The sequence below is a fragment of the Pseudomonas sp. Irchel 3A7 genome (genome assembly GCF_900187565.1).
Classification (GTDB): Bacteria; Pseudomonadota; Gammaproteobacteria; order Pseudomonadales; family Pseudomonadaceae; genus Aquipseudomonas.
Window position 1 is genome coordinate 143,209 of record NZ_FYED01000019.1, and the last position, 21,389, is coordinate 164,597.

The window sequence follows — 21,389 nt, forward strand, 5'->3', positions numbered from 1 at the left end:
CCATCGCACAAACAAAAACGCCCCGACCAAAGTCGGGGCGTTTTCATGTGCAGCTAAGGCTTAGCGCGGGAATGCTGGCGGGTTTACACCGGCCATGTCTTCCATCACGCGAACCACCTGGCAGCTGTAACCGAATTCGTTGTCGTACCAGACGTACAGAACAACGCGGTTATCTTGAGTGATGGTCGCCTCGGCATCCACAACGCCAGCGTGGCGCGAGCCAACGAAGTCGGTGGAAACCACTTCCTGCGAGCTGACATAGTCGATCTGCTTGTGCAGATCCGAGTGCATGGCCATCTGGCGCAGGTACTCGTTGATTTCTTCGCGGGTGGTGGCCTTTTCCAGGTTCAGGTTCAGGATGGCCATCGACACGTTCGGCGTAGGTACGCGAATCGCGTTGCCGGTCAGCTTGCCCTTGAGCACTGGCAGTGCCTTGGCGGCTGCGGTGGCGGCACCGGTCTCGGTGATTACCATGTTCAGCGGCGCGGCGCGGCCACGACGGCTGCCCTTGTGGAAGTTGTCGATCAGGTTCTGGTCGTTGGTGAACGAGTGAACGGTTTCGACGTGGCCGTTGACGATGCCGTACTTGTCGTTGACTGCCTTGAGCACCGGCACGATGGCGTTGGTGGTGCAGGAAGCCGCCGAGATGATCTTGTCGTCCGGGGTGATTTCGCCATGGTTGATGCCGTGAACGATGTTCTTCAGCGCGCCCTTGCCAGGTGCGGTGAGGATTACGCGGGCAGCGCCCGGGCAGGCCAGGTGCTGGCCCAGGCCATCAGCATCACGCCATACACCGGTGTTGTCGACGATCAGAGCGTTTTCGATGCCGTACTGGGTGTAGTCGACTTCGGTCGGGCTCTTGGCGTAGATAACCTGGATCAGGTTGCCGTTGGCGGTGATGGTGTTGTTGGCTTCATCAATGGTAATGGTGCCATCGAACGGACCATGGACCGAGTCACGACGCAGCAGGCTGGCGCGTTTGACCAGATCGTTCTCGGCGCCCTTGCGGACGACAATGGCGCGCAGACGCAGGCCGTCGCCACCACCGGTTTTCTCGATCAGGATGCGCGCCAGCAGACGGCCGATACGACCGAAGCCGTAGAGGACAACGTCGGTGCCTTTGCGGCCGGAAGCGTTCTGCTGACCCACCACGTCGGCCAGTTCTTCACGGACGAACTGCTCGGCAGTACGGCCATTGGCTTCAGCCTTGAATTTGGCCGCCAGCTTGCCCAGGTCTACCGAAGCGGCGCCGAGCTTGAGCTCGCTCATCGCCTTGAGCAGCGGGAATGTTTCGTGGACGGACAGCTCGCTGTCGTCGGACTGACGGTGACGAGCAAAGCGGTGAGCTTTGAGAATCGCAATGACTGAACGATTGATCAGGCTGCGGCCATAGATCGAGCTCACCACGTTGTTATTGCGGTAGAGCTGACCGATAAGCGGAATCATCGCTTCTGCGAGTGCTTCACGGTCGATCCATTCACCAAGACACTGGTCGGGCTTCTGAGTCACGGGAACCTTCCACATGTAGGGGCAGAAAAAAGGGGCTACATTATGCCGCCCCGTGCTTCACGTAGCAATGCGCGCTTGTCGCACCGCCCGTAACAAATTCCTGTTCAAAAAAATTACGCTCCGCTGAAGCCCAATAAAACCGGGGCCTCCAGCATCGTCAATTTTTTGGGGGCAGCGCTACCTTGTCCGTAACCATCCGTAACACCGCTTCGTTTTGCCACTACATACTCGCTTATTTTCACGAATAAACGGCCCGATTTTGTCATTACCACTACATTTCGCTCCACCCGCGTAATAGACACATCTGCAACTGACAGCCGGCACCCGAGACCGCTACAATTACCGACTTTGTCGCAACGCTTGGAGCTCAACCTTCCGTGCCCGTTCTGCGTCTACCGCATCTCCCTGCCGCGGCAGGTAAACAGCATTGGGGCAACCTGCCCGGTGCTTCCCTGAGCCTGGCCATCGCCGAGGCCGCCAGCGCTGCCAAGCGCTTTACCCTGCTGCTGACCGCCGACAGCCAAAGTGCCGAACGGCTGGAACAGGAGCTGAGTTTCTTCGCCCCGGATTTGCCTGTGCTGCATTTCCCCGACTGGGAAACCCTGCCCTATGATCTGTTCTCGCCGCACCAGGACATCATTTCCCAGCGCATCTCGGCTCTTTATCGATTGCCGGAGCTGAGTCATGGCGTATTGGTGGTGCCCATCACCACCGCCCTGCACCGCCTCGCGCCGACCAAATTCCTGCTCGGCAGCAGCCTGGTGCTGGATGTCGGCCAGAAGCTCGATGTCGAGCAGATGCGCACCCGGCTGGAAGCCACCGGTTATCGTTATGTCGACACCGTGTACGAGCACGGCGAATTCACCGTACGTGGTTCGCTGATCGATCTGTTCCCGATGGGCAGCAAGTTGCCTTATCGCATCGACCTGTTCGACGACGAAATCGAGACCCTGCGCACCTTCGATCCGGAAAACCAGCGCTCCATCGACAAGGTCGATTCGGTCAAGCTGCTGCCCGCCAAGGAATTCCCGCTGGAGAAAGAAGCCGTCACTCGCTTCAAGGCGCGGTTTCGCGAGCGCTTCGATGTCGACTTCCGTCGCTGCCCGATCTTCCAGGACTTGAACAGCGGGATTACCCCGGCCGGTATCGAGTACTACCTGCCTTTGTTCTTCGAGGAAACCTCGACGCTGTTCGATTACCTGCCTCAAGACACCCAAGTGTTCTCGCTGCCGGGTATCGAACAGGCTGCGGAAAACTTCTGGAACGACGTGCGCAATCGCTACGAAGAACGTCGCGTCGATCCCTCCCGTCCTTTATTGCCGCCCGCCGAGCTGTTCCTGCCGGTGGAAGACTGCTTCGCACGCCTGAAAAACTGGCCGCGCGTGGTGGCCAGCCAACAGGACGTGGAAACCGGCGTCGGCCGTGAGCGCTTCCCCGCGCGGGAACTGCCGAACCTGGCCATCGAAGCCAAGGCCACCCAGCCACTGGCGGCACTCTCGGGTTTCCTCGACGAGTTCCCCGGGCGCGTGCTGTTCACCGCCGAATCCGCGGGCCGGCGCGAAGTATTGCTGGAGCTGCTGGAACGCCTGAAACTGCGGCCGAAGACCGTCGATAGCTGGCCGGATTTTGTCGCCGGCAAAGAGCGCCTGGCGATCACCATTGCGCCACTGGATGAAGGCTTGCTGCTGGACGATCCAGCCTTGGCACTGGTTGCCGAAAGCCCATTGTTCGGTCAGCGCGTGATGCAACGCCGTCGCCGCGAGAAACGCGCCGATGCCAACAACGACGCCGTCATCAAGAACCTCACCGAGCTGCGCGAAGGCGCACCGGTGGTGCATATCGATCACGGTGTCGGTCGCTACCTTGGCCTCGCGACACTGGAAATCGACAATCAGGCCGCCGAGTTCCTCGCCCTGGAATACGCCGAGGGCGCCAAACTGTACGTGCCGGTGGCCAACCTGCATTTGATCGCCCGCTACACCGGCAGCGACGACGCATTGGCACCGCTGCACCGCCTCGGCTCCGAGACCTGGCAGAAAGCCAAGCGCAAGGCCGCCGAACAGGTGCGCGACGTGGCAGCGGAACTGCTCGACATCTATGCGCGCCGTGCTGCCCGCGAAGGCTATGCCTTTGCCGATCCGAAAGCCGATTACGCCACCTTCAGTGCCGGCTTCCCGTTCGAAGAAACCCCCGACCAGCAAACCACCATCGAAGCCGTGCGCGAAGACATGCTCGCTCCGAAGCCGATGGATCGCCTGGTGTGCGGCGACGTGGGCTTCGGCAAGACCGAAGTGGCGATGCGCGCGGCGTTCATCGCCGTGCATGGCGGTCGCCAAGTGGCGATTCTGGTGCCGACCACCCTGCTCGCCCAGCAACACTACAACAGCTTCCGCGACCGCTTTGCCGACTGGCCGGTGACCGTGGAAGTGATGAGCCGCTTCAAGTCGGCCAAGGAAGTGAACGCCGCGGTCGCGGATCTTGCCGAAGGCAAGATCGACATCGTCATCGGCACGCACAAGCTGCTGCAGGACGACGTGAAGATCAAAAACCTCGGTCTGGTGATCATCGACGAAGAACACCGTTTCGGCGTGCGCCAGAAAGAACAGCTCAAGGCATTGCGCAGCGAAGTCGACATTCTCACCCTGACCGCCACGCCGATTCCGCGCACGCTGAACATGGCGGTGTCGGGCATGCGTGACCTGTCGATCATTGCCACGCCGCCGGCCCGTCGCCTGTCCGTGCGGACCTTCGTCATGGAGCAGAACAAAAGCACGGTCAAGGAAGCCCTGCTCCGCGAGCTGCTGCGCGGCGGTCAGGTGTACTACCTTCACAACGATGTGAAGACCATCGAGAAATGCGCCGCCGACCTCGCCGAACTGGTGCCGGAAGCGCGGATCGGCATCGGCCACGGTCAGATGCGCGAACGCGAACTCGAACAAGTGATGAGCGACTTCTACCACAAGCGCTTCAACGTGCTGATCGCCTCGACCATCATCGAGACCGGCATCGACGTGCCAAGCGCCAACACCATTATCATCGAGCGTGCCGACAAGTTCGGCCTGGCGCAGTTGCACCAGCTGCGCGGTCGGGTCGGACGCAGTCACCACCAGGCCTACGCGTATCTGCTGACACCGCCGCGCCAGCAAATCACCCCGGACGCAGAGAAGCGCCTGGAAGCGATCGCCAATACCCAGGACCTCGGCGCAGGTTTCGTCCTTGCCACCAACGACCTGGAAATCCGTGGCGCCGGGGAACTGCTCGGCGACGGTCAAAGCGGGCAGATCCAGGCCGTCGGTTTCACGCTGTACATGGAAATGCTCGAACGTGCGGTGAAGTCGATCCGCAAGGGTGAACAGCCGAACCTCGATCAACCGTTGGGCGGTGGTCCGGAAGTCAACTTGCGCGTACCGGCGTTGATTCCCGAAGACTACCTGCCGGACGTTCATGCACGCCTGATTCTCTACAAACGCATCGCTTCGGCCACCGACGAGGATGGCCTCAAGGATCTGCAGGTGGAGATGATCGACCGTTTCGGCCTGCTGCCGGAGCCGACCAAGAACCTGATACGCATCACCGCCCTGAAATTGCAGGCCGAGTTGCTGGGCATCAAGAAAGTCGACGGCGGCCCACAAGGCGGTCGGGTCGAGTTCGCGGCGCAAACACCGGTCGACCCGCTGACCCTGATCAAACTGATCCAGAGCCAGCCAAAACGCTACAAATTCGAAGGTGCCACGATGTTCAAATTCATGGTCCCGATGGAGCGCCCGGAAGAGCGCTTTAATACTGTAGAGGCGCTGTTCGAGCGCCTCATTCCGAAAACTGCTTGAAGGACGCCGCATGCGCCTGTTTCGCTCACTGACCCTGTTGTTAACGCTGGTCGCCCCCTCGGTGTTTGCCGATGATCTGTATCAGATTGAAATGATTCTGGTGCGGCAGAATGCCGTGCCGGCGATTGTCACCCGTTCCGCACCGGAAGACTGGGACGCCGGCGCCCAACACATCAATCCCGACAGCCTGCGCACCCCAAGCCTTAACGATGAAGTGGAAAAGCTGACCACCAGCAATGAATACACGGTATTGCTGCACAAGGCCTGGCAACAGAACCTTGGCGAGGAAGCCACCAAAGTCGCGATCAGCGAGGGCAAGGAACAATTCGGCCAATTCCCTATCGAGGGCACTCTGAGCATCAAGCTGGGGCGTTTCACCGATGTCGACGCCGACTTCTGGGTCAACCAGATCAACACCGACGGCCTGGTCACCGCCAGTGAACGCTTGAAAACAGAAAGCCATACCAAAAACGGGCAGTTGAACTTCCTCGATGCCGGCCATCTTGGCCTGCTGATCAAGATCACCTCGTTGACCGCCCCTGCGCCACGGCCAGCTCCCGAAGAAATTCCGGACTGACTAACTCCCTATGGCCGCGACCCTGAGCAAACCCCTGGCACCTTCCTGGGTCAGCCGATTCAAGGAACAGAGCCTGGAGCGTGGCCGCCGCTACGCGCTGGAGAACCGCGTCAGGATCGTCGAGGCCGGCGACGCTACGATCATTGCGGCCTGCGAAGGCTCTGGCGGTAACGTTTACCGTCAGACCATTCGCTTGCGGGAGTCAGCCAAAGGCACTTTGCTGATGATCGACGCCACCTGCACGTGCCCGGTCCACAGCAACTGCAAACATTGCGCGGCGGTCTTGCTGCAAGTGCAGGAAACCCTCGACTACCCCGCGGCGGCCAAAGACGCCGAGCTTCTGGAAAAACTCCAGGCTGTGCTGGAAAACCGTAGCCCCAAGGCTCCACCACAAGTGCTGGTGGACAACGTGCAACCGGTTCCGCGCCTGTGGCTGGCGAGCATCGAGTTCAGCGCCTTCGAACCGCGCAATGGCCGGATGCAGCGCTATATCCAGCACCGTGCGGCGTTGTCCTTCAGCTATCTGGATGAGTACGTATCCGGACAGAAAAACGCCGACATCCTGATTCGTCAGGAGACCCAGACGCTGCGGATAAAACGCCACCCGGAAGTGGAACAGTCCTACAGGGAACAGTTACGCATCCTCGGCTTCAAGATCGCCACCCGCCAAAGCAAGGCCTTGCCGGAAAGTGCTGGCGAACTGTTCGAGATGGTCAACGACAGCGCCTGGCTGACCTTCACCCTCAATGAACTGCCGAAGCTGCGCACCCAGGGCTGGGAATTGCAGATCAACGAGGACTTCGGCTTCGACCTGACGGCAGTGGATGACTGGTATGCCACAGTCGAACAGGCGCCCGAGCGCGACTGGTTCGATCTGGAACTGGGGATCATCGTCAACGGTGAGCGCCTGAGCCTGTTGCCGATCCTGCTGAACCTGATGCGGTCACACACCGAAATCCTCAATCCGGAACGCCTGGCCCGACGTCGTGACGACGAGCTGATTCTGGTGAACATTCCCAATCGACCGAATTCCGAGTACGGCCCCCTGCAAGTCGCCCTGCCCTTCGGCCGCTTGAAACCAGTGCTGGCGACCCTCGGCGAGTTCTATCTGCAAGAGCCGGGCGAAACCACGCTGCGCCTGAGCAAGGCCGACGCCACGCGCCTGAATCCGCTTGAGGACTTACCACTGTTGTGGGAGGGCGGCGAACAGATCCGCACCTTTGCCCAACGCCTGCGCGACATCAAGGATTACACCGCCAGTGTCCCGGAAGGCTTGAACGCAACGCTGCGCCCCTATCAGCTGGAAGGCCTGAGCTGGATGCAGTCGTTGCGGCAGCTGGAGGTCGGCGGGATTCTCGCGGACGACATGGGCCTGGGTAAAACCCTGCAAACCCTGGCGCACGTGCTCAGCGAGAAAAACGCCGGACGTCTCGACCGCCCGTGCATGGTCGTGATGCCCACCAGCCTGATCCCCAACTGGCTCGATGAAGCAGCGCACTTCACGCCGCAGCTCAAAGTGCTGGCGTTGTATGGCGCCAGTCGCAAAAAGCATTTCGAGAACCTGGCGGATTACGACCTGATCCTTACCACCTACGCGTTGCTGCCCAAGGATGTCGAACGCCTGGCGGCGCAGCCGCTGCATGTCCTGGTACTGGATGAAGCGCAATACATCAAGAACCCGAACAGCAAGGCCGCCCATGCCGCCCGCGAGCTGAACGCCCGCCAGCGTCTGTGCCTGAGCGGCACGCCGCTGGAAAACCACTTGGGCGAACTGTGGTCGCTGTTTCACTTCCTCCTGCCAGGCTGGCTTGGCGATGTGAAGAGCTTCAACCGCGATTACCGCGTGCCGATTGAAAAGCGCACCAGCGAGGTACGACTTCAGCACCTCAACGGTCGGATCAAACCTTTTCTGTTGCGTCGGACCAAAGAGCAGGTGGCCACCGAGCTGCCGCCGAAAACCGAGATCATTCACTGGGTCGAACTCAACGAGGCCCAGCGCGATGTATACGAAACCATGCGCCTGGCCATGGACAAGAAAGTCCGCGACGAGATCACCCGCAAGGGCGTCGCGCGCAGCCAGATCATCATCCTTGAGGCGCTGCTGAAACTGCGTCAGGTGTGCTGCGATTTGCGCCTGGTCAACGACGCTGCGCTGCCGACTCGCGGTAGCACGTCAGGCAAACTCGACAGCCTGATGGAAATGCTCGAAGAGTTGTTCGAAGAGGGCCGCCGAATCCTGCTGTTCTCGCAATTCACTTCAATGCTGTCGTTGATTGAAGACGAGCTGAACAAACGCGGTGTTGCCTACGCCTTGTTGACCGGACAGACCCGCGATCGGCGCACGCCGGTGAAGGACTTCCAAAGCGGCAAACGTCAGATCTTTCTGATCAGCCTGAAGGCAGGTGGCGTCGGCTTGAACCTGACGGAAGCAGACACTGTCATTCACTACGACCCGTGGTGGAACCCGGCGACAGAGAACCAGGCGACCGACCGCGCTTATCGCATTGGCCAGGAAAAACCGGTGTTCGTCTACAAGCTGATCGCGCGAGGTACGGTAGAAGAGAAGATTCAGCATCTGCAGAAAGAAAAATCCGACCTCGCGGCCGGTGTGCTGGATGGGCGCCAGGCCGGGGACTGGAAACTGCAGAGCGATGATATCGAGGCGTTGTTTGCGCCTTTGCCGGACAAGCTGGAGAAGCGCTGAAATTGGCTTCGCCTGATAGATCGCTTGCGCGAGCAGGCTCGCTCCCACAGGCTGATCAGCGTTCCTGTGGGAGCGAGCCTGCTCGCGAAGGGAGCAACTCGGTCTGATGCGAACTCAGCCCCTGAGCACCCGCGCCAACGTCGATTTCACCTTGCCCATCCCGTCATGCAGAGCTTGCTCGATTTCGGCCATGGTGATCACCGCTGTCGACTTGCCCGCCGCCGGGTTCACCACCAGTGCCAGACAGGCGTAGTCCAGCTCCAACTCACGGGCCAATGCCGCTTCCGGCATTCCTGTCATGCCGACGATGTCGCAGCCATCACGCTCCAGGCGTGCGATTTCAGCGACGGTTTCCAGCCGTGGACCCTGGGTGCAGGCATACACGCCATGACTGCTGTATCCAACGCCTTCAACCGCCAGTGCCGCGATCAATTGCTGACGCAGCGGCTCGCTGTACGGATAGCTGAAATCGATGTGCGTGACCTGTTCCAGGTCATCGGCGAAATAGGTGTGCTGGCGACCGCTGGTATAGTCGATCAACTGATGCGGCACGCAGAAATGTCCGGTACCCATCGCCGCATGTATCCCACCCACGGCGTTGACCGCGATAATCGCCTCGGCCCCGGCCTGCTTCAGCGCCCAGAGGTTAGCGCGGTAGTTCACCTGATGCGGCGGGAACCGGTGCGGATGGCCGTGACGGGCAAGGAACAACACTTCCTTGCCGGCATATTCGCCGATCTGCACGTCGGCCGAAGGCGCGCCGTAAGGGGTATCGACCGCCAATGACTGACGGATGCTCAGGCCTTCGAGCTGAGTCAGGCCGGTACCACCGATAATCGCGTAAACCGTCATAACGAACAGTCCTTAATCAATCAATTGAGCTTCTTTGAGCGCGCCGACGGCTGCCAGCCAGCGCGGATCCTGACGGTAATCGGTGCGCGCATACGACTGACCGCGCATCTTCGCAATCCGTGCAGACGGCTTGACCTTCATGCGTTGCGCGGCACTCAGGGCCAGTTCGGCGGCCGCACGATCGTTACACACCAGGCCCATGTCGCAACCGGCGGTCAGTGCCGCTTCGATGCGGCTGGCAGCATCACCGACTACATGAGCGCCGGCCATGGACAGATCATCACTGAAGATGACACCGTCGAATTGCAGCTCGCCGCGCAGGATGTCCTGCAACCAGCGACGGGAGAAGCCGGCAGGCTGGGCATCGACTTGCGGGTAAATCACATGGGCCGGCATGACCGCAGCCAGCTGTTTGCTCAATTTGGCGAACGGCACGAGGTCGTTGGCGCGGATTTCGTCGAGGCTGCGCTCGTCGTTCGGGATCGCGACGTGGGAATCCGCCTCGGCCCAGCCGTGCCCGGGGAAATGCTTGCCGGTGGCGGCCATGCCGGCGCTGTTCATGCCACGAATGAATGCACCGGCCAGCAGCGCCGCACGCTCCGGATCGCCCTCGAACGAGCGAGTGCCGACCACGGCACTGCGCTGGTAATCGAGGTCCAGCACCGGGGCGAAACTCAGATCCAGGCCAACGGCCAACACTTCGGTGGCCATGATCCAGCCGCATTGCTCGGCCAGGTACTCGGCATTCGGGTTGTCCGCAATCGCACGCATGGCGGGCAGCCGTATAAAGCCCTGACGCAGGCGCTGCACCCGCCCGCCCTCCTGATCCACCGCCAACAGCAGGTCGGGGCGAATACCGCGAATCGCAGCGCTCAATTCGCGAACCTGGCGAGGGTGTTCAATGTTGCGGGCAAAAATGATCAGACCGCCCACTTCGGGTTGGCGCAACAATTGGCGATCTTCAGCCGTCAGCCAGGTACCGGCGACGTCCACCATCAACGAGCCTTGCAGGCCAGCAGTCATAGAGATTCCTTGATAACGATGAATCCCGCCCACACGAATTCGCCGCCGCGGACAGTGCCCGGCAGATCGGCGATATCAATGGGAAACGGATTCAGAACGAGAGTCGGCATGGGCGGCTAGCTTAACGGATGTCAGCTGCCGCGCCCACCCGTGTGCGGTCAAACCTTGGCGGCAACCGGTGTCGATTTGCTGCGCGGACGCAGTTGCGCGCTGGCCATGGCCGTATCGGTGACACCGGATTCGGCACGCATGCCGGCCGCGAGGAATGGCACCATCAGCCGCATGACCTGCTCGATGGAAGTGTTTACCCCGAAGTCGGTCTCGGCAATTGCACGCAGGGCCTTGATGCCGGACATGCTGAAAGCCGCCGCGCCGAGCATGAAGTGCACGCGCCAGAACAGTTCGATCGGTGGAATGCGCGGCGCAGCTTCGTTAACCAGCATCATGTAGCGACGGAACACCTTGCCGTACATGTCTTCCAGATAACGACGCAAATGCCCCTGGCTCTGACTGAAGGCCAGGCCCAGCAAGCGCATGAAGATAGACAGGTCGTTGCCGCTGCGCGGTTGGACCACCAGGGCCTGCTCGACGAGGATCTCCAGCAGCTCTTCGAGCGTGGGTTTGATTTCAGGCTTGGCCTGGCGTCGCTCCAGCTCTTTATCGAGGCTGATGCAGAACGGTCCGAGAAAACGCGAAAAGACCGCTTGTATCAGCGCCTTTTTCGAACCGAAGTGATAGTTCACCGCTGCCAGATTGACACCGGCCTTGCTGGTGATCAGACGCAATGAGGTTTCAGCGAAACCTTTTTCCGCGAACAACTGCTCGGCAGCATCAAGAATGCGTTCAACGGTTTCCGACTGGGCCATGGCTACTCCGCCTGACAAACACTTGTTTGAAACATACGTTTCAACCTGTGCCTTGTCAAGTCTGGCAGTTCGTTTTGGGAATGGTCGGTCAGACATTTAACCATACATCCGCAAAGCTTCAATCAATAGGCTGTTCGACCGTCCGGCGGCGACTGAAAAAACGGGCATTGCCAAGATCGCTTCACTGTATATAATCCCAGTCACTGTATAAAAAAACAGAGCGATCAATATGCTAAAGCTGACGCCACGCCAAGCCGAGATCCTGGCCTTCATCAAACGCTGCCTGGAAGATAACGGCTACCCGCCGACCCGCGCGGAAATCGCTCAGGAACTGGGTTTCAAATCGCCCAACGCCGCTGAAGAACACCTCAAGGCGCTGGCCCGCAAGGGCGCGATCGAAATGACCCCGGGTGCGTCCCGCGGGATCCGCATACCCGGTTTCGAAGCCAAGGCCGATGACTCCAGCCTGCCCATCATTGGCCGGGTAGCGGCCGGTGCACCGATCCTCGCCCAGCAACATGTCGAAGAGTCCTGCAACATCAATCCTTCGTTTTTCCATCCGCGGGCTGACTATCTGCTACGCGTGCATGGCATGAGCATGAAGGACGTGGGTATTTTCGACGGCGACTTGCTGGCCGTCCATACCACCCGCGAGGCCCGTAATGGCCAGATCGTGGTGGCACGTATCGGCGACGAAGTGACCGTCAAGCGCTTCAAGCGTGACGGCAGCAAGGTTTGGCTGATTGCCGAGAACCCTGAATTCGCCCCTATCGAAGTGAACCTTAAAGATCAGGAACTGGTGATCGAAGGCTTGAGTGTCGGCGTCATTCGCCGCTAAAGGAGGCTCCATGCAGTTCCCACACACATCACAGCAAGCCCAACTGCCTCTGCTGTTCGAAGCATTCCTGGCGCAGCCGTTGGCTCTGATCCTGCAGGAAGTGGTCGAGTCGCCATGGAGCGCCGAACCCGAAGTCTTCAGTGAATTGTCCCTGCGTGGGGCCGCCGGGAACTGCCTGAACCTCCTGGCGCCGATCCTGCGGGAATTGAGCCAGGATCAAGACGCGCGCTGGCTGACATTGATCGCCCCACCCGCCAGCCTGACCCAGGCCTGGTTGCGGGACGCCGGCCTCAATCGCGAACGCATCCTGCTGCTGCAACCGCGCGGCACTCAGAGCGCCCAGCAACTGACCTGCGAAGCCCTTCGTCTCGGCCGCAGTCACACAGTCGTCAGTTGGCTCAACCCGTTGAGCACAAGTTCGCGGCAACAGTTGATCAGCGCTGCCCGGACCGGGGACGCGCAAAGCCTGAATATTCGATTGGGTTAACTGGCAAGTACGTGCACGCTGAACAGCGCAGGGCTTCTCCAAGGATAGAGAAGCCGATTTGAAACGGTACTCGAAAAAATTCGACGGACGGGGATCAATGAAGAACCCGCGCGCCCTCATCCTTGTCGAATTCACCTTCAACCAGGCGTCCGGCCATCTGAACGCCGACGCTCAGCATCGCTTTGGCGACTTCTACGTGCTGGCCTTGCAGGAACGCTTTGGCGTCCTCGGAGAAATCCAAAGTAACCAGAGAACCCTCGTCCTCAGCCCTGCGCAGCTCGATACGGCCGTCTGGTAACTCGACAATTTCTAGAAAGGACGTTGGCATAAAGGTTTGTTCTCCACGAAAGGCGGCGATTATATAGGCATCAGCAAGGCTTCGCTCGGGATCTTGACCAGATGCCATCACGAAGAGAAATTTCCGACAACACTCTTCCCTGTACGGACCGCCTTCCGTGTCGTCCGTCAAAAAATTCAGTCCTTCAGCACTCGTTCAAACCTTCGCGAAAGCGGATCGCCAGGCTTTTGAGGTTCTGACGCCAACTCTCCAGTTCTTCACGACTCAATTCTTCAGGCGCCTCTTCTTCATCCAGGTTTACCGCCAGGATCAGAGGCTGCGTCGCATCGCCCTTGGGTTTGTGCGGCGCCCTTGGCGGTTGAAACAGCGCGGCATGGGCCGCCAGCAGCTTGGCCAGCCAGGTTTCCGGGTTGTTGGCCAGTTCGACCATCTCGGCCATTTCCGGAATGGCGATGCTTTGCAGCACTTCGCGGTTCAGCAACGCTTCGGCCCGGGATGCATTGGCCTGGGGCAACCGATAGAAACCGGCAATTTCATGACACAGCCCCAGCAGCGCCCCGTACAGGTGAAACAACGCCGATTCGCGGCCAGCCTGAATCAGCGCCAGGGAATTCATCGCCCGCCCCTCTTCGGCCATGGCGAGCGCTTCCAGCGACAAGCCGGCGAAATAAATCTTCTGGTTGGTACGGGTATAAAGTTCGTGGGCCATGACGGCAGCCTCCACAACGAAATAATTGCTTCACACAGGTCAGACAGTGTCATGGATCATCCAAGTCGACCGCAAGCACAAAACAAAAAGGCCGCATGAAAACCCGAGGGTCTCATGCGGCCTTTTCTAAGCAGCGAAGGAGCTTGCTCCCGTTGGCCGACGGAGTCGGCCCACTACAAATTTGCGCGCTTAAGCCTTGGCTGCCGGACGCTTATCTTCAACGGTCCACTTGCCACCATCGAAATACGCCTTCCAGCCCGTCGGCTTGCCGTCGACTTCTGTCTGCACGTATTGCTCTTTGGTCTTGCGGCTGTAGCGAATCACTGCAGGGAGGCCGTCCGGATCCTTCTTCGGCGCGTCACACAGGAAGTGGTACTTAGGATCGATCTCATCCTTGTGCGGGATGATTTCCATGACCAGCGGAGCACGCGTCTCGCGGTTTTTAGGGAACTGGCTGGCCGCCAGGAACAGGCCGGAAGCACCGTCGCGCAGGATGTAGGTGTCGTTGACCTTTTCGCATTTCAGCTCAGGCATCTTCACCGGATCCATTTTCGGCGGCGCCGCATCACCACTTTTCAGCAGTTTGCGGGTGTTCTTGCAGGTTGCGTTGGTGCAACCGAAGAACTTGCCGAAACGCCCCGTCTTGAGCTGCATCTCGCTGCCGCACTTGTCGCATTCCAGGCTCGGACCTTCATAACCCTTGATGCGGTAGACGCCTTCTTCGATTTCGTAGCCGTCGCAATCCGGGTTGTTACCACAGATGTGCAGCTTGCGCTTCTCGTCGAGCAGGTAGGCATCCATCGCCGTGCTGCAGATCGGGCAGCGGTGCTTGCCACGCAATACCAGCGACTCCGATTCACCTTCGTCGTCCGCAGCGATTTCATCGCCCGGCACCAGGTTGACGGTAGCCTTGCAGCGCTCTTTCGGCGGCAGGCTGTAGCCCGAGCAACCGAGGAACACGCCGGTCGACGCGGTACGTATCTGCATCGGACGGCCGCAGGTCGTGCACGGAATGTCGGTCATTACCGGCTGATTGGCACGCATGCCGTTGTCCGGGCTTTCGGCCACTTCGAGTTTTTTCTTGAAGTCACCGTAGAACTCGTCGAGTACGTTTTTCCAGTCGCGCTCGCCCTGGGCCACGTCATCGAGATGCTCTTCCATGCCGGCGGTGAAGCCGTAGTCCATGAGGTTGGAGAAGCTCTCGGCCAGACGTTCGGTGACGATGTCGCCCATCTTTTCCGAGTAGAAACGACGGTTGTGCAGCGCCACGTAGCCGCGATCCTGGATGGTCGAAATGATCGCCGCGTAGGTCGAAGGACGACCGATGCCGCGTTTTTCCATTTCTTTGACCAGGCTGGCTTCCGAGTAACGCGCCGGCGGCTTGGTGAAATGCTGGGTCGGATCAAGCTTGATCAGCTTCATCGCGTCGCCCTGGGCCATGTCCGGCAGTACATCGTCATCGCCTGGCTTGGCAATTTGCGGCATGACGCGGGTGTAACCGTCGAACTTGAGGATGCGGCCCTTGGCGCGCAGCTCGAAGTCGCCGGCACCGACGGTGACCGTGGTCGACAGGTATTGCGCCGGCAGCATCTGGCAAGCGAGGAACTGGCGCCAGATCAGCTCGTAGAGCCGCTCTGCATCACGCTCCATGCCCGACAGCTTGCTTGGCTCGGTGTTGGCGTCGGACGGACGAATCGCTTCGTGAGCCTCTTGTGCGCCTTCCTTGCTGCTGTAGACGTTCGGGGTTTCCGGCAGGTACTTCTTGCCGAACTCGCCTTCAATATAGGTACGCGCCATCGCCACGGCATCGGCCGAGAGGTTGGTGGAGTCGGTACGCATATAAGTGATGTAGCCGGCTTCGTACAAACGCTGGGCCATCATCATGGTCTTTTTCACACCGAAGCCCAGGCGGTTGCTCGCGGCCTGTTGCAGGGTGGACGTGATGAACGGCGCCGATGGCTTGCTGCTGGTCGGTTTGTCTTCACGCTTGACGATGCTGTAGCTGGAAGCCTTGAGCTTCTCCAGCGCGGCCATGGCCTGGGCTTCGTTGAGCGGCTTGAATGCTTCGCCCTTCTCGCGAGCGACGTCGAAACGCACGGTCGCGCCTTTGGCGGTGCCGAGATCGGCATGAACTTCCCAGTACTCTTCCGGGATGAACGCGCGAATTTCACGCTCACGCTCAACCACCAGCTTCACCGCTACCGATTGCACGCGACCGGCGGACAGGCCCCGGGCGATCTTGGCCCACAACAGTGGCGAAACCATGTAACCCACCACGCGATCGAGAAAGCGACGCGCCTGCTGGGCGTTGACCCGGTCGATGTCCAGCTCGCCTGGCTGGGAGAAGGCTTCCTGGATCGCCTTCTTGGTGATTTCGTTGAACACCACGCGCTTATAGCGGCTGTCGTCACCACCGATGGCTTCGCGCAGGTGCCAGGCAATGGCTTCCCCCTCGCGATCCAAGTCGGTTGCGAGATAGATGGTGTCAGCATCCTTGGCGAGCCGGCGCAGCTCTTCGATGACCTTTTCCTTGCCCGGAAGGATCTCGTACTTGGCTTTCCAGCCATGATCGGGATCGACCCCCATGCGAGCAACCAGCTGCTTGCGCGCCTTTTCTTTTGGCGACAAGGCCGGCGCTTCACCCGCAGCAGCCTTGCCGCGCTTGGCGGCTGGCTCTTTGCTGGCGCTAGCCGAACCGCTGGTGGGCAGGTCTCGGATATGGCCGATACTCGACTTCACCACGTATTCGTTGCCCAAATACTTGTTGATGGTCTTGGCCTTAGCCGGGGATTCCACAATGACCAGCGATTTGCCCATGGATCAGAAAATTCCTGAATTCTAGAAGTGAAAGGCGGTTGGCGCCTGACGCGGCACCGCTATATATAGTGGCTACAAGGTGAGGTCAAGCGCAGGGTTTTGCGCGCACTCAGCTTATGGCTTGGTAAAAAGGCTCTCTTCGGCTTGCACCAAAGCAAAGCGTGGCACCTGTTCGCCGTCAACTTCGACGGACTCCAGGAACATGCTCAAGGGACGCACCCAAAAGCCGTAATCGCCATACAGGGCTTGGTAGAAGACCACTTCTTCCTCGGTTTCCGAATGCCGCGCGACACTGAATACGCGGTACTGCGGACCTTTGTAATGTTGGTAGAGCCCAGGTTGTATCGGCATGCTTTGGCCCTCACTCAAATTTTTTCAAAATAAAAACAAAAATAAATCCGGAAAAACAAAAACCGGGGCACTTGGCCCCGGCTTCCGTCAACGGAAACGCTTAGACGCGTTCGAAGACGGTGGAGATGCCTTGGCCGAGACCAATGCACATGGTGGCTACCCCGAAGGTGCCGCCATTCTGCTTCATCACGTTCAGCAAAGTGCCCGAGATACGCGCACCGGAGCAACCGAACGGGTGACCCAGGGCGATCGCGCCGCCGTGCAGGTTAACCTTCTCGTTCATCTTGTCGAGTACTTTCAGATCTTTCAGCACCGGCAGGGCCTGTGCGGCGAAAGCTTCGTTGAGCTCGAAGAAGTCGATATCGTTGATGCCAAGGCCTGCGCGCTTCAGTGCTTTTTGTGTAGCCGGTACTGGACCATAGCCCATGATCGCCGGGTCCACACCTGCCACTGCCATCGAGCGAATCACCGCCAGAGGCGCAATGCCCAAATCCTGTGCACGCTGCGCCGACATCACGATCATGCACGAAGCACCATCGGTGATCTGCGACGAAGTACCGGCAGTCACGGTACCGCCTTTCGGATTGAACGCTGGCTTCAAGGCCGCCAGGCTTTCCAGGGTGGTTTCCGGACGAATGGTTTCGTCGTAGTCGAACAGTTTCAGGAAACCGTTCTCGTCATAGCCCTGCATCGGGATGATTTCGTCTTTGAACTTGCCTTCCACGGTCGCCTTGTGGGCGAATTGGTGGGAGCGCACGCCGAAAGCGTCCTGTTGCTCGCGAGTGATGCCGTGCATCTTGCCCAGCATTTCAGCGGTCAGGCCCATCATGCCCGAGGCTTTCGCCGCGTACAGGGACATGTGCGGGTTCGGATCGACACCGTGCATCATGCTCACGTGACCCATATGCTCGACGCCGCCAACGACGAATACGTCACCGTTGCCGGTCATGATCGCTTGCGCGGCAGTGTGCAGCGCGCTCATGGACGAGCCACACAGACGGCTGACGGTCTGGCCGGCCGAAGTGTGCGGGATCTGGGTCATCAGCGATGCCATGCGGGCGATGTTCCACCCCTGCTCCAGGGTCTGGTTCACACAGCCCCAGATCACGTCTTCGACTTCGTTCGGGTCGACCTTGACGTTGCGTTCCAGCAGTTTGCTGATCAGGTGCGCCGACATGTCTTCGGCGCGGGTGTTGCGGTGCATGCCGCCCTTGGAGCGGCCCATCGGAGTACGACCGAAGTCGACAATCACGACGTCTCTAGGATTCAAGCTCATAAGTTCACTCTCACTCTAGTTGGGGGCGCTTAACCGAAGAAGCTCTGGCCGTTCTTGGCCATTTCGCGCAGCTTCGCGGTCGGGTGGTACAGCGCGCCCAAATCAGCGTACTGGTCAGCCAGGGCAACGAACTCGGCAACACCGATCGAATCGATGTAGCGCAGCGCGCCACCACGGAATGGAGGGAAACCAATACCGTAGACCAGACCCATGTCGGCTTCGGCAGCGGTTTCGACAATGCCGTCTTCCAGGCAACGCACGGTTTCCAGGCATAACGGGATCATCATCCAGTTGATGATGTCTTCGTCAGTGACTTCGCGCTGTTCAAAGACGATCGGCTTGAGCACTTCCAGTACCGACGGATCGGCAACTTTCTTCTGCTTGCCCTTCTTGTCGGTCTCGTAGGCGTAGAAGCCCTTGCCGTTCTTCTGGCCCAGGCGCTTGGCTTCGTAGAGCACGTCCACGGCCGAACGGCGGTCGTCTTTCATGCGGTCCGGGAAGCCTTCAGCCATCACGTCACGACCGTGGTGGCCGGTGTCGATGCCGACCACGTCCATCAGGTACGCCGGGCCCATCGGCCAGCCGAATTTTTCCATGACCTTGTCGATGCGCACGAAGTCCACACCGGCGCTGACCAGCTTGGCGAAACCGCCGAAGTAAGGGAACAGCACGCGGTTGACCAGGAAGCCCGGGCAGTCGTTGACTACGATCGGGTTCTTGCCCATTTTCTTGGCGTAGGCAACGGTGGTGGCAACCGCCAGCTCGCTGGACTTCTCGCCACGGATCACTTCCACCAGCGGCATCATGTGCACCGGGTTGAAGAAGTGCATGCCGACGAAGTTTTCCGGACGCTTGAGGGCCTTGGCCAGCAGGCTGATGGAAATGGTCGAGGTGTTCGAGGCGAGGATGGTGTCCTCTTTGACCTGGTCTTCGACTTCGGCCAGAACGGCTTGCTTGACCTTCGGGTTCTCGACGACCGCTTCAACCACCAGGTCTACGTGACCGAAATCACCGTAGGACAGGGTCGGACGAATGCCGTTGAGCACTTCAGCCATTTTCGCGGCGGTCATGCGGCCTTTATCAACGCGGCCAACCAGCAGCTTGGCGGCTTCGGCCAGACCCTGCTCGATACCGTGTTCGTTGATGTCCTTCATCAGGATCGGCGTACCTTTGGAAGCCGACTGATAAGCGATACCGCCGCCCATGATGCCGGCGCCCAGTACGGCAGCCTGCTTCACGTCCTTGGCGATTTCGTCGTAGGCCTTGGCCTTTTTCTTCAGCTCCTGATCGTTCAGGAACAGGCCGATCAGGCTCTGCGCGGCAGAGGTCTTGGCCAGTTTGACGAAACCTGCGGCCTCAACTTCCAGCGCCTTGTCACGACCGAAGTTCGCGGCTTTCTGGATGGTCTTGATCGCCTCGACCGGCGCCGGGTAGTTCGGGCCGGCTTGACCTGCGACGAAACCTTTGGCGGTTTCGAAAGCCATCATTTGTTCGATGGCGTTCAGCTTCAGCTTTTCCAGCTTCGGCTGGCGCTTGGCCTTGTAATCGAACTCACCGGAAATGGCGCGCTTGATCAGTTCCAGCGCGGCGTCCTGCAGCTTCTCAGGCGCAACCACGGCATCGACGGCGCCGACTTTCAGCGCGTCTTCAGGACGGTTTTCCTTGCCGGCGGCAATCCACTCGATGGCGTTATCGGCACCGATCAGGCGCGGCAGACGCACAGTACCGCCGAAGCCCGGGTAGATGCCCAGCTTGACTTCCGGCAGACCGATCTTGGCCTTGGTGGACATGACGCGGTAATCCGCCGCCAGGCACATTTCCAGACCGCCACCCAACGCGATGCCATTGATCGCGGCGACAGTCGGGACGTTGAGGTCTTCGAAATCGCTGAAAATCTTGTTGGCTTCGAGGTTGCCAGCAACAAGCTCTGCATCCGGCAGCTTGAAGTTGTCGACAAATTCGGTGATGTCGGCGCCGACGATGAAGACGTCCTTGCCACTGCTGACGATCACACCCTTGATCGAAGCATCTGCCTTGATGGTGTCTACGGCCTGACGCAGTTCGTTCAGGGTTAGACGGTTGAACTTGTTGACGGACTCACCCTTGAGGTCGAACTTCAGTTCGACGATGCCACTTTCAAGAGCCTTAACCGTGATGGCTTTACCTTCGTAAATCATCAACTGATCTCCACGATATGGAAGCTGAACAGTACACGTCGGACGCAGGCGGATGGCTGGCAGGGACGTCAATCGTCAATGCTACGCCTATCCACCCGGCACACCCGCCAACGCGATAGTCGGGATTCTGTAGGAGCGCTCTGAAAACAAACGCTCAATTCATACGCCCGTTTGATTTGGGTACGCCACCTTCACGGAATTTCCGACAATTGTCAATCGCCCAAAATGCGGGTTGAAAGGCGACTTTGCGGTCATTTCTGTAAGACGAAGGCCTGCAACACACGGCTGCATGTGGACACATTCATAGGATCAATCTTTAGAAAAGTCGCCCTAATTAGCTGCAGCCTGCGTTTAACAGGCTACGCTGGCGGAACTTCAGGGAAATTTTGAACGCTTTTGGCGAACGCCAAGCGTAAGATCAGCCCAAACCGAATTACCGGCCTGCCTGGCCACCCCCCGCCCGATGATGTTGTCGGGCTTTTTATTGCCTGCGAAAACAGCGATTGCGCGTCTCCGTGGGAGGGTCGGAATCGGTTTCAGGCGAGGGCTTTGAGGGTGGTGTCGATGTGCTGCAACACCGCGGTTTCGCCCTTCTCGCCCCAATACAAAGCGATCATTTGTTTGTCGGCTTCGACCTTGTAGACATTACCTGGCAATTTTTCGAAATGATTCAGCAGCACTTGATCATCACAAAGCTCCTGCCACTGGTTCACCCACAGACCCGGTGATTTTTGCCAGTAACTCCAGCAGGCAGGCTGGGTGCCGCGTCGTGGCCGGTGGTACTGCGCACACGGGTTTGGCGGTTCCTGGCCGAGCCAGTGCGGCCACTCCTGAGGCGCCAGTTGCATGGCCAGACCGATGCGCCGCGCCTCCATTCGCAGCGCCATCCGACCACTCTGGTGGCGGGACGGCCGCAACCATGCCAGGGGGCTGAGCACCACCAGCAGGATTGACACCACTATCCAGACCGTCATATCTGTACTCCCGATTCTTGATGGGCGTATTCAGTCACTTTGAAACCAATACGCTTGAAACCAGCCATACTTACCAATATTGCAATCCTCAGGAGGAGCACCTC

Annotated in this window: 16 protein-coding genes; 5 read left to right on the plus strand and 11 right to left on the minus strand. The window is 59.3% G+C overall.

Annotation, left to right across the window (positions count from 1 at the left end; translation table 11 throughout):
- Nucleotides 1–60: 60 nt before the first annotated feature.
- Nucleotides 61–1,524 carry a glyceraldehyde-3-phosphate dehydrogenase gene (locus tag CKW21_RS27455; RefSeq protein WP_095196996.1) on the minus strand — a complete coding sequence of 488 codons (1,464 nt, stop codon included), beginning with the start codon at nt 1,522–1,524 and terminating at the stop codon, nt 61–63.
- A gap of 362 nt (nt 1,525–1,886) precedes the next feature.
- On the opposite strand from CKW21_RS27455, the gene mfd reads away from it, so the two are divergent.
- The 3 genes from mfd to CKW21_RS27470 are packed head-to-tail and all read left to right on the plus strand — an operon-like array spanning nt 1,887 to nt 8,617.
- Complete coding sequence (gene mfd / locus CKW21_RS27460) at nt 1,887–5,336, plus strand: transcription-repair coupling factor (protein WP_095196997.1); 3,450 nt, start codon at nt 1,887–1,889, stop codon at nt 5,334–5,336.
- A 10-nt stretch (nt 5,337–5,346) separates the two neighbouring features.
- A complete protein-coding gene (locus CKW21_RS27465) occupies nt 5,347–5,913 on the plus strand; it encodes a CsiV family protein (protein ID WP_095196998.1) in 567 nt (188 codons plus the stop codon).
- A 10-nt stretch (nt 5,914–5,923) separates the two neighbouring features.
- Nucleotides 5,924–8,617, plus strand: coding sequence for a DEAD/DEAH box helicase (locus tag CKW21_RS27470; protein ID WP_095196999.1), 2,694 nt, complete (start codon nt 5,924–5,926; stop codon nt 8,615–8,617).
- 114 nt (nt 8,618–8,731) lie between these two features.
- On the opposite strand, the gene CKW21_RS27475 is transcribed toward CKW21_RS27470, so the two are convergent.
- The 3 genes from CKW21_RS27475 to CKW21_RS27485 form a co-directional block, all read right to left on the minus strand.
- Nucleotides 8,732–9,469, minus strand: coding sequence for an S-methyl-5'-thioinosine phosphorylase (locus CKW21_RS27475; protein ID WP_095197000.1), 738 nt, complete (start codon nt 9,467–9,469; stop codon nt 8,732–8,734).
- A 12-nt stretch (nt 9,470–9,481) separates the two neighbouring features.
- On the minus strand, nt 9,482–10,492 hold the full coding sequence (gene nagZ / locus CKW21_RS27480; protein ID WP_095197001.1) for a beta-N-acetylhexosaminidase: 1,011 nt from the start codon (nt 10,490–10,492) through the stop codon (nt 9,482–9,484).
- 158 nt (nt 10,493–10,650) lie between these two features.
- On the minus strand, nt 10,651–11,358 hold the full coding sequence (locus tag CKW21_RS27485; RefSeq protein ID WP_095197002.1) for a TetR/AcrR family transcriptional regulator: 708 nt from the start codon (nt 11,356–11,358) through the stop codon (nt 10,651–10,653).
- Between the two features lie 229 nt (nt 11,359–11,587).
- Here CKW21_RS27485 and lexA point away from each other — a divergent pair, with 229 nt between their 5' ends.
- Both lexA and sulA read left to right on the plus strand, forming a co-directional pair.
- Entirely contained in the window at nt 11,588–12,196 is a 609-nt protein-coding gene (lexA, locus tag CKW21_RS27490) for a transcriptional repressor LexA (RefSeq protein WP_047531364.1), read from the plus strand.
- 10 nt (nt 12,197–12,206) lie between these two features.
- The gene (gene sulA, locus CKW21_RS27495) at nt 12,207–12,683 is read left to right on the plus strand and encodes an SOS-induced cell division inhibitor SulA (RefSeq protein WP_095197003.1); all 477 of its coding nucleotides are present in this window, start codon (nt 12,207–12,209) and stop codon (nt 12,681–12,683) included.
- Nucleotides 12,684–12,777: 94 nt separating this feature from the next.
- Here sulA and CKW21_RS27500 read toward each other — a convergent pair whose 3' ends face one another.
- The 7 genes from CKW21_RS27500 to CKW21_RS27530 all read right to left on the minus strand — a co-directional run bounded on the left by CKW21_RS27500 (nt 12,778) and on the right by CKW21_RS27530 (nt 21,285).
- The gene (locus CKW21_RS27500; RefSeq protein ID WP_095197020.1) at nt 12,778–13,011 is read right to left on the minus strand and encodes a hypothetical protein; all 234 of its coding nucleotides are present in this window, start codon (nt 13,009–13,011) and stop codon (nt 12,778–12,780) included.
- Between the two features lie 154 nt (nt 13,012–13,165).
- On the minus strand, nt 13,166–13,690 hold the full coding sequence (locus tag CKW21_RS27505) for a DUF6586 family protein (RefSeq protein WP_095197004.1): 525 nt from the start codon (nt 13,688–13,690) through the stop codon (nt 13,166–13,168).
- A 189-nt stretch (nt 13,691–13,879) separates the two neighbouring features.
- Entirely contained in the window at nt 13,880–16,507 is a 2,628-nt protein-coding gene (gene topA, locus CKW21_RS27510; protein WP_095197005.1) for a type I DNA topoisomerase, read from the minus strand.
- Nucleotides 16,508–16,621: 114 nt separating this feature from the next.
- Nucleotides 16,622–16,858, minus strand: a complete 237-nt coding sequence (locus CKW21_RS27515; RefSeq protein WP_007986363.1) for a DUF1653 domain-containing protein — start codon at nt 16,856–16,858, stop codon at nt 16,622–16,624.
- Nucleotides 16,859–16,958: 100 nt separating this feature from the next.
- Complete coding sequence (fadA, locus tag CKW21_RS27520) at nt 16,959–18,134, minus strand: acetyl-CoA C-acyltransferase FadA (RefSeq protein ID WP_095197006.1); 1,176 nt, start codon at nt 18,132–18,134, stop codon at nt 16,959–16,961.
- Between the two features lie 29 nt (nt 18,135–18,163).
- Nucleotides 18,164–20,311, minus strand: coding sequence for a fatty acid oxidation complex subunit alpha FadB (gene fadB / locus CKW21_RS27525; protein ID WP_095197007.1), 2,148 nt, complete (start codon nt 20,309–20,311; stop codon nt 18,164–18,166).
- Nucleotides 20,312–20,847: 536 nt separating this feature from the next.
- Entirely contained in the window at nt 20,848–21,285 is a 438-nt protein-coding gene (locus CKW21_RS27530; RefSeq protein WP_095197008.1) for a hypothetical protein, read from the minus strand.
- Between the last annotated feature and the right edge of the window lie 104 nt (nt 21,286–21,389).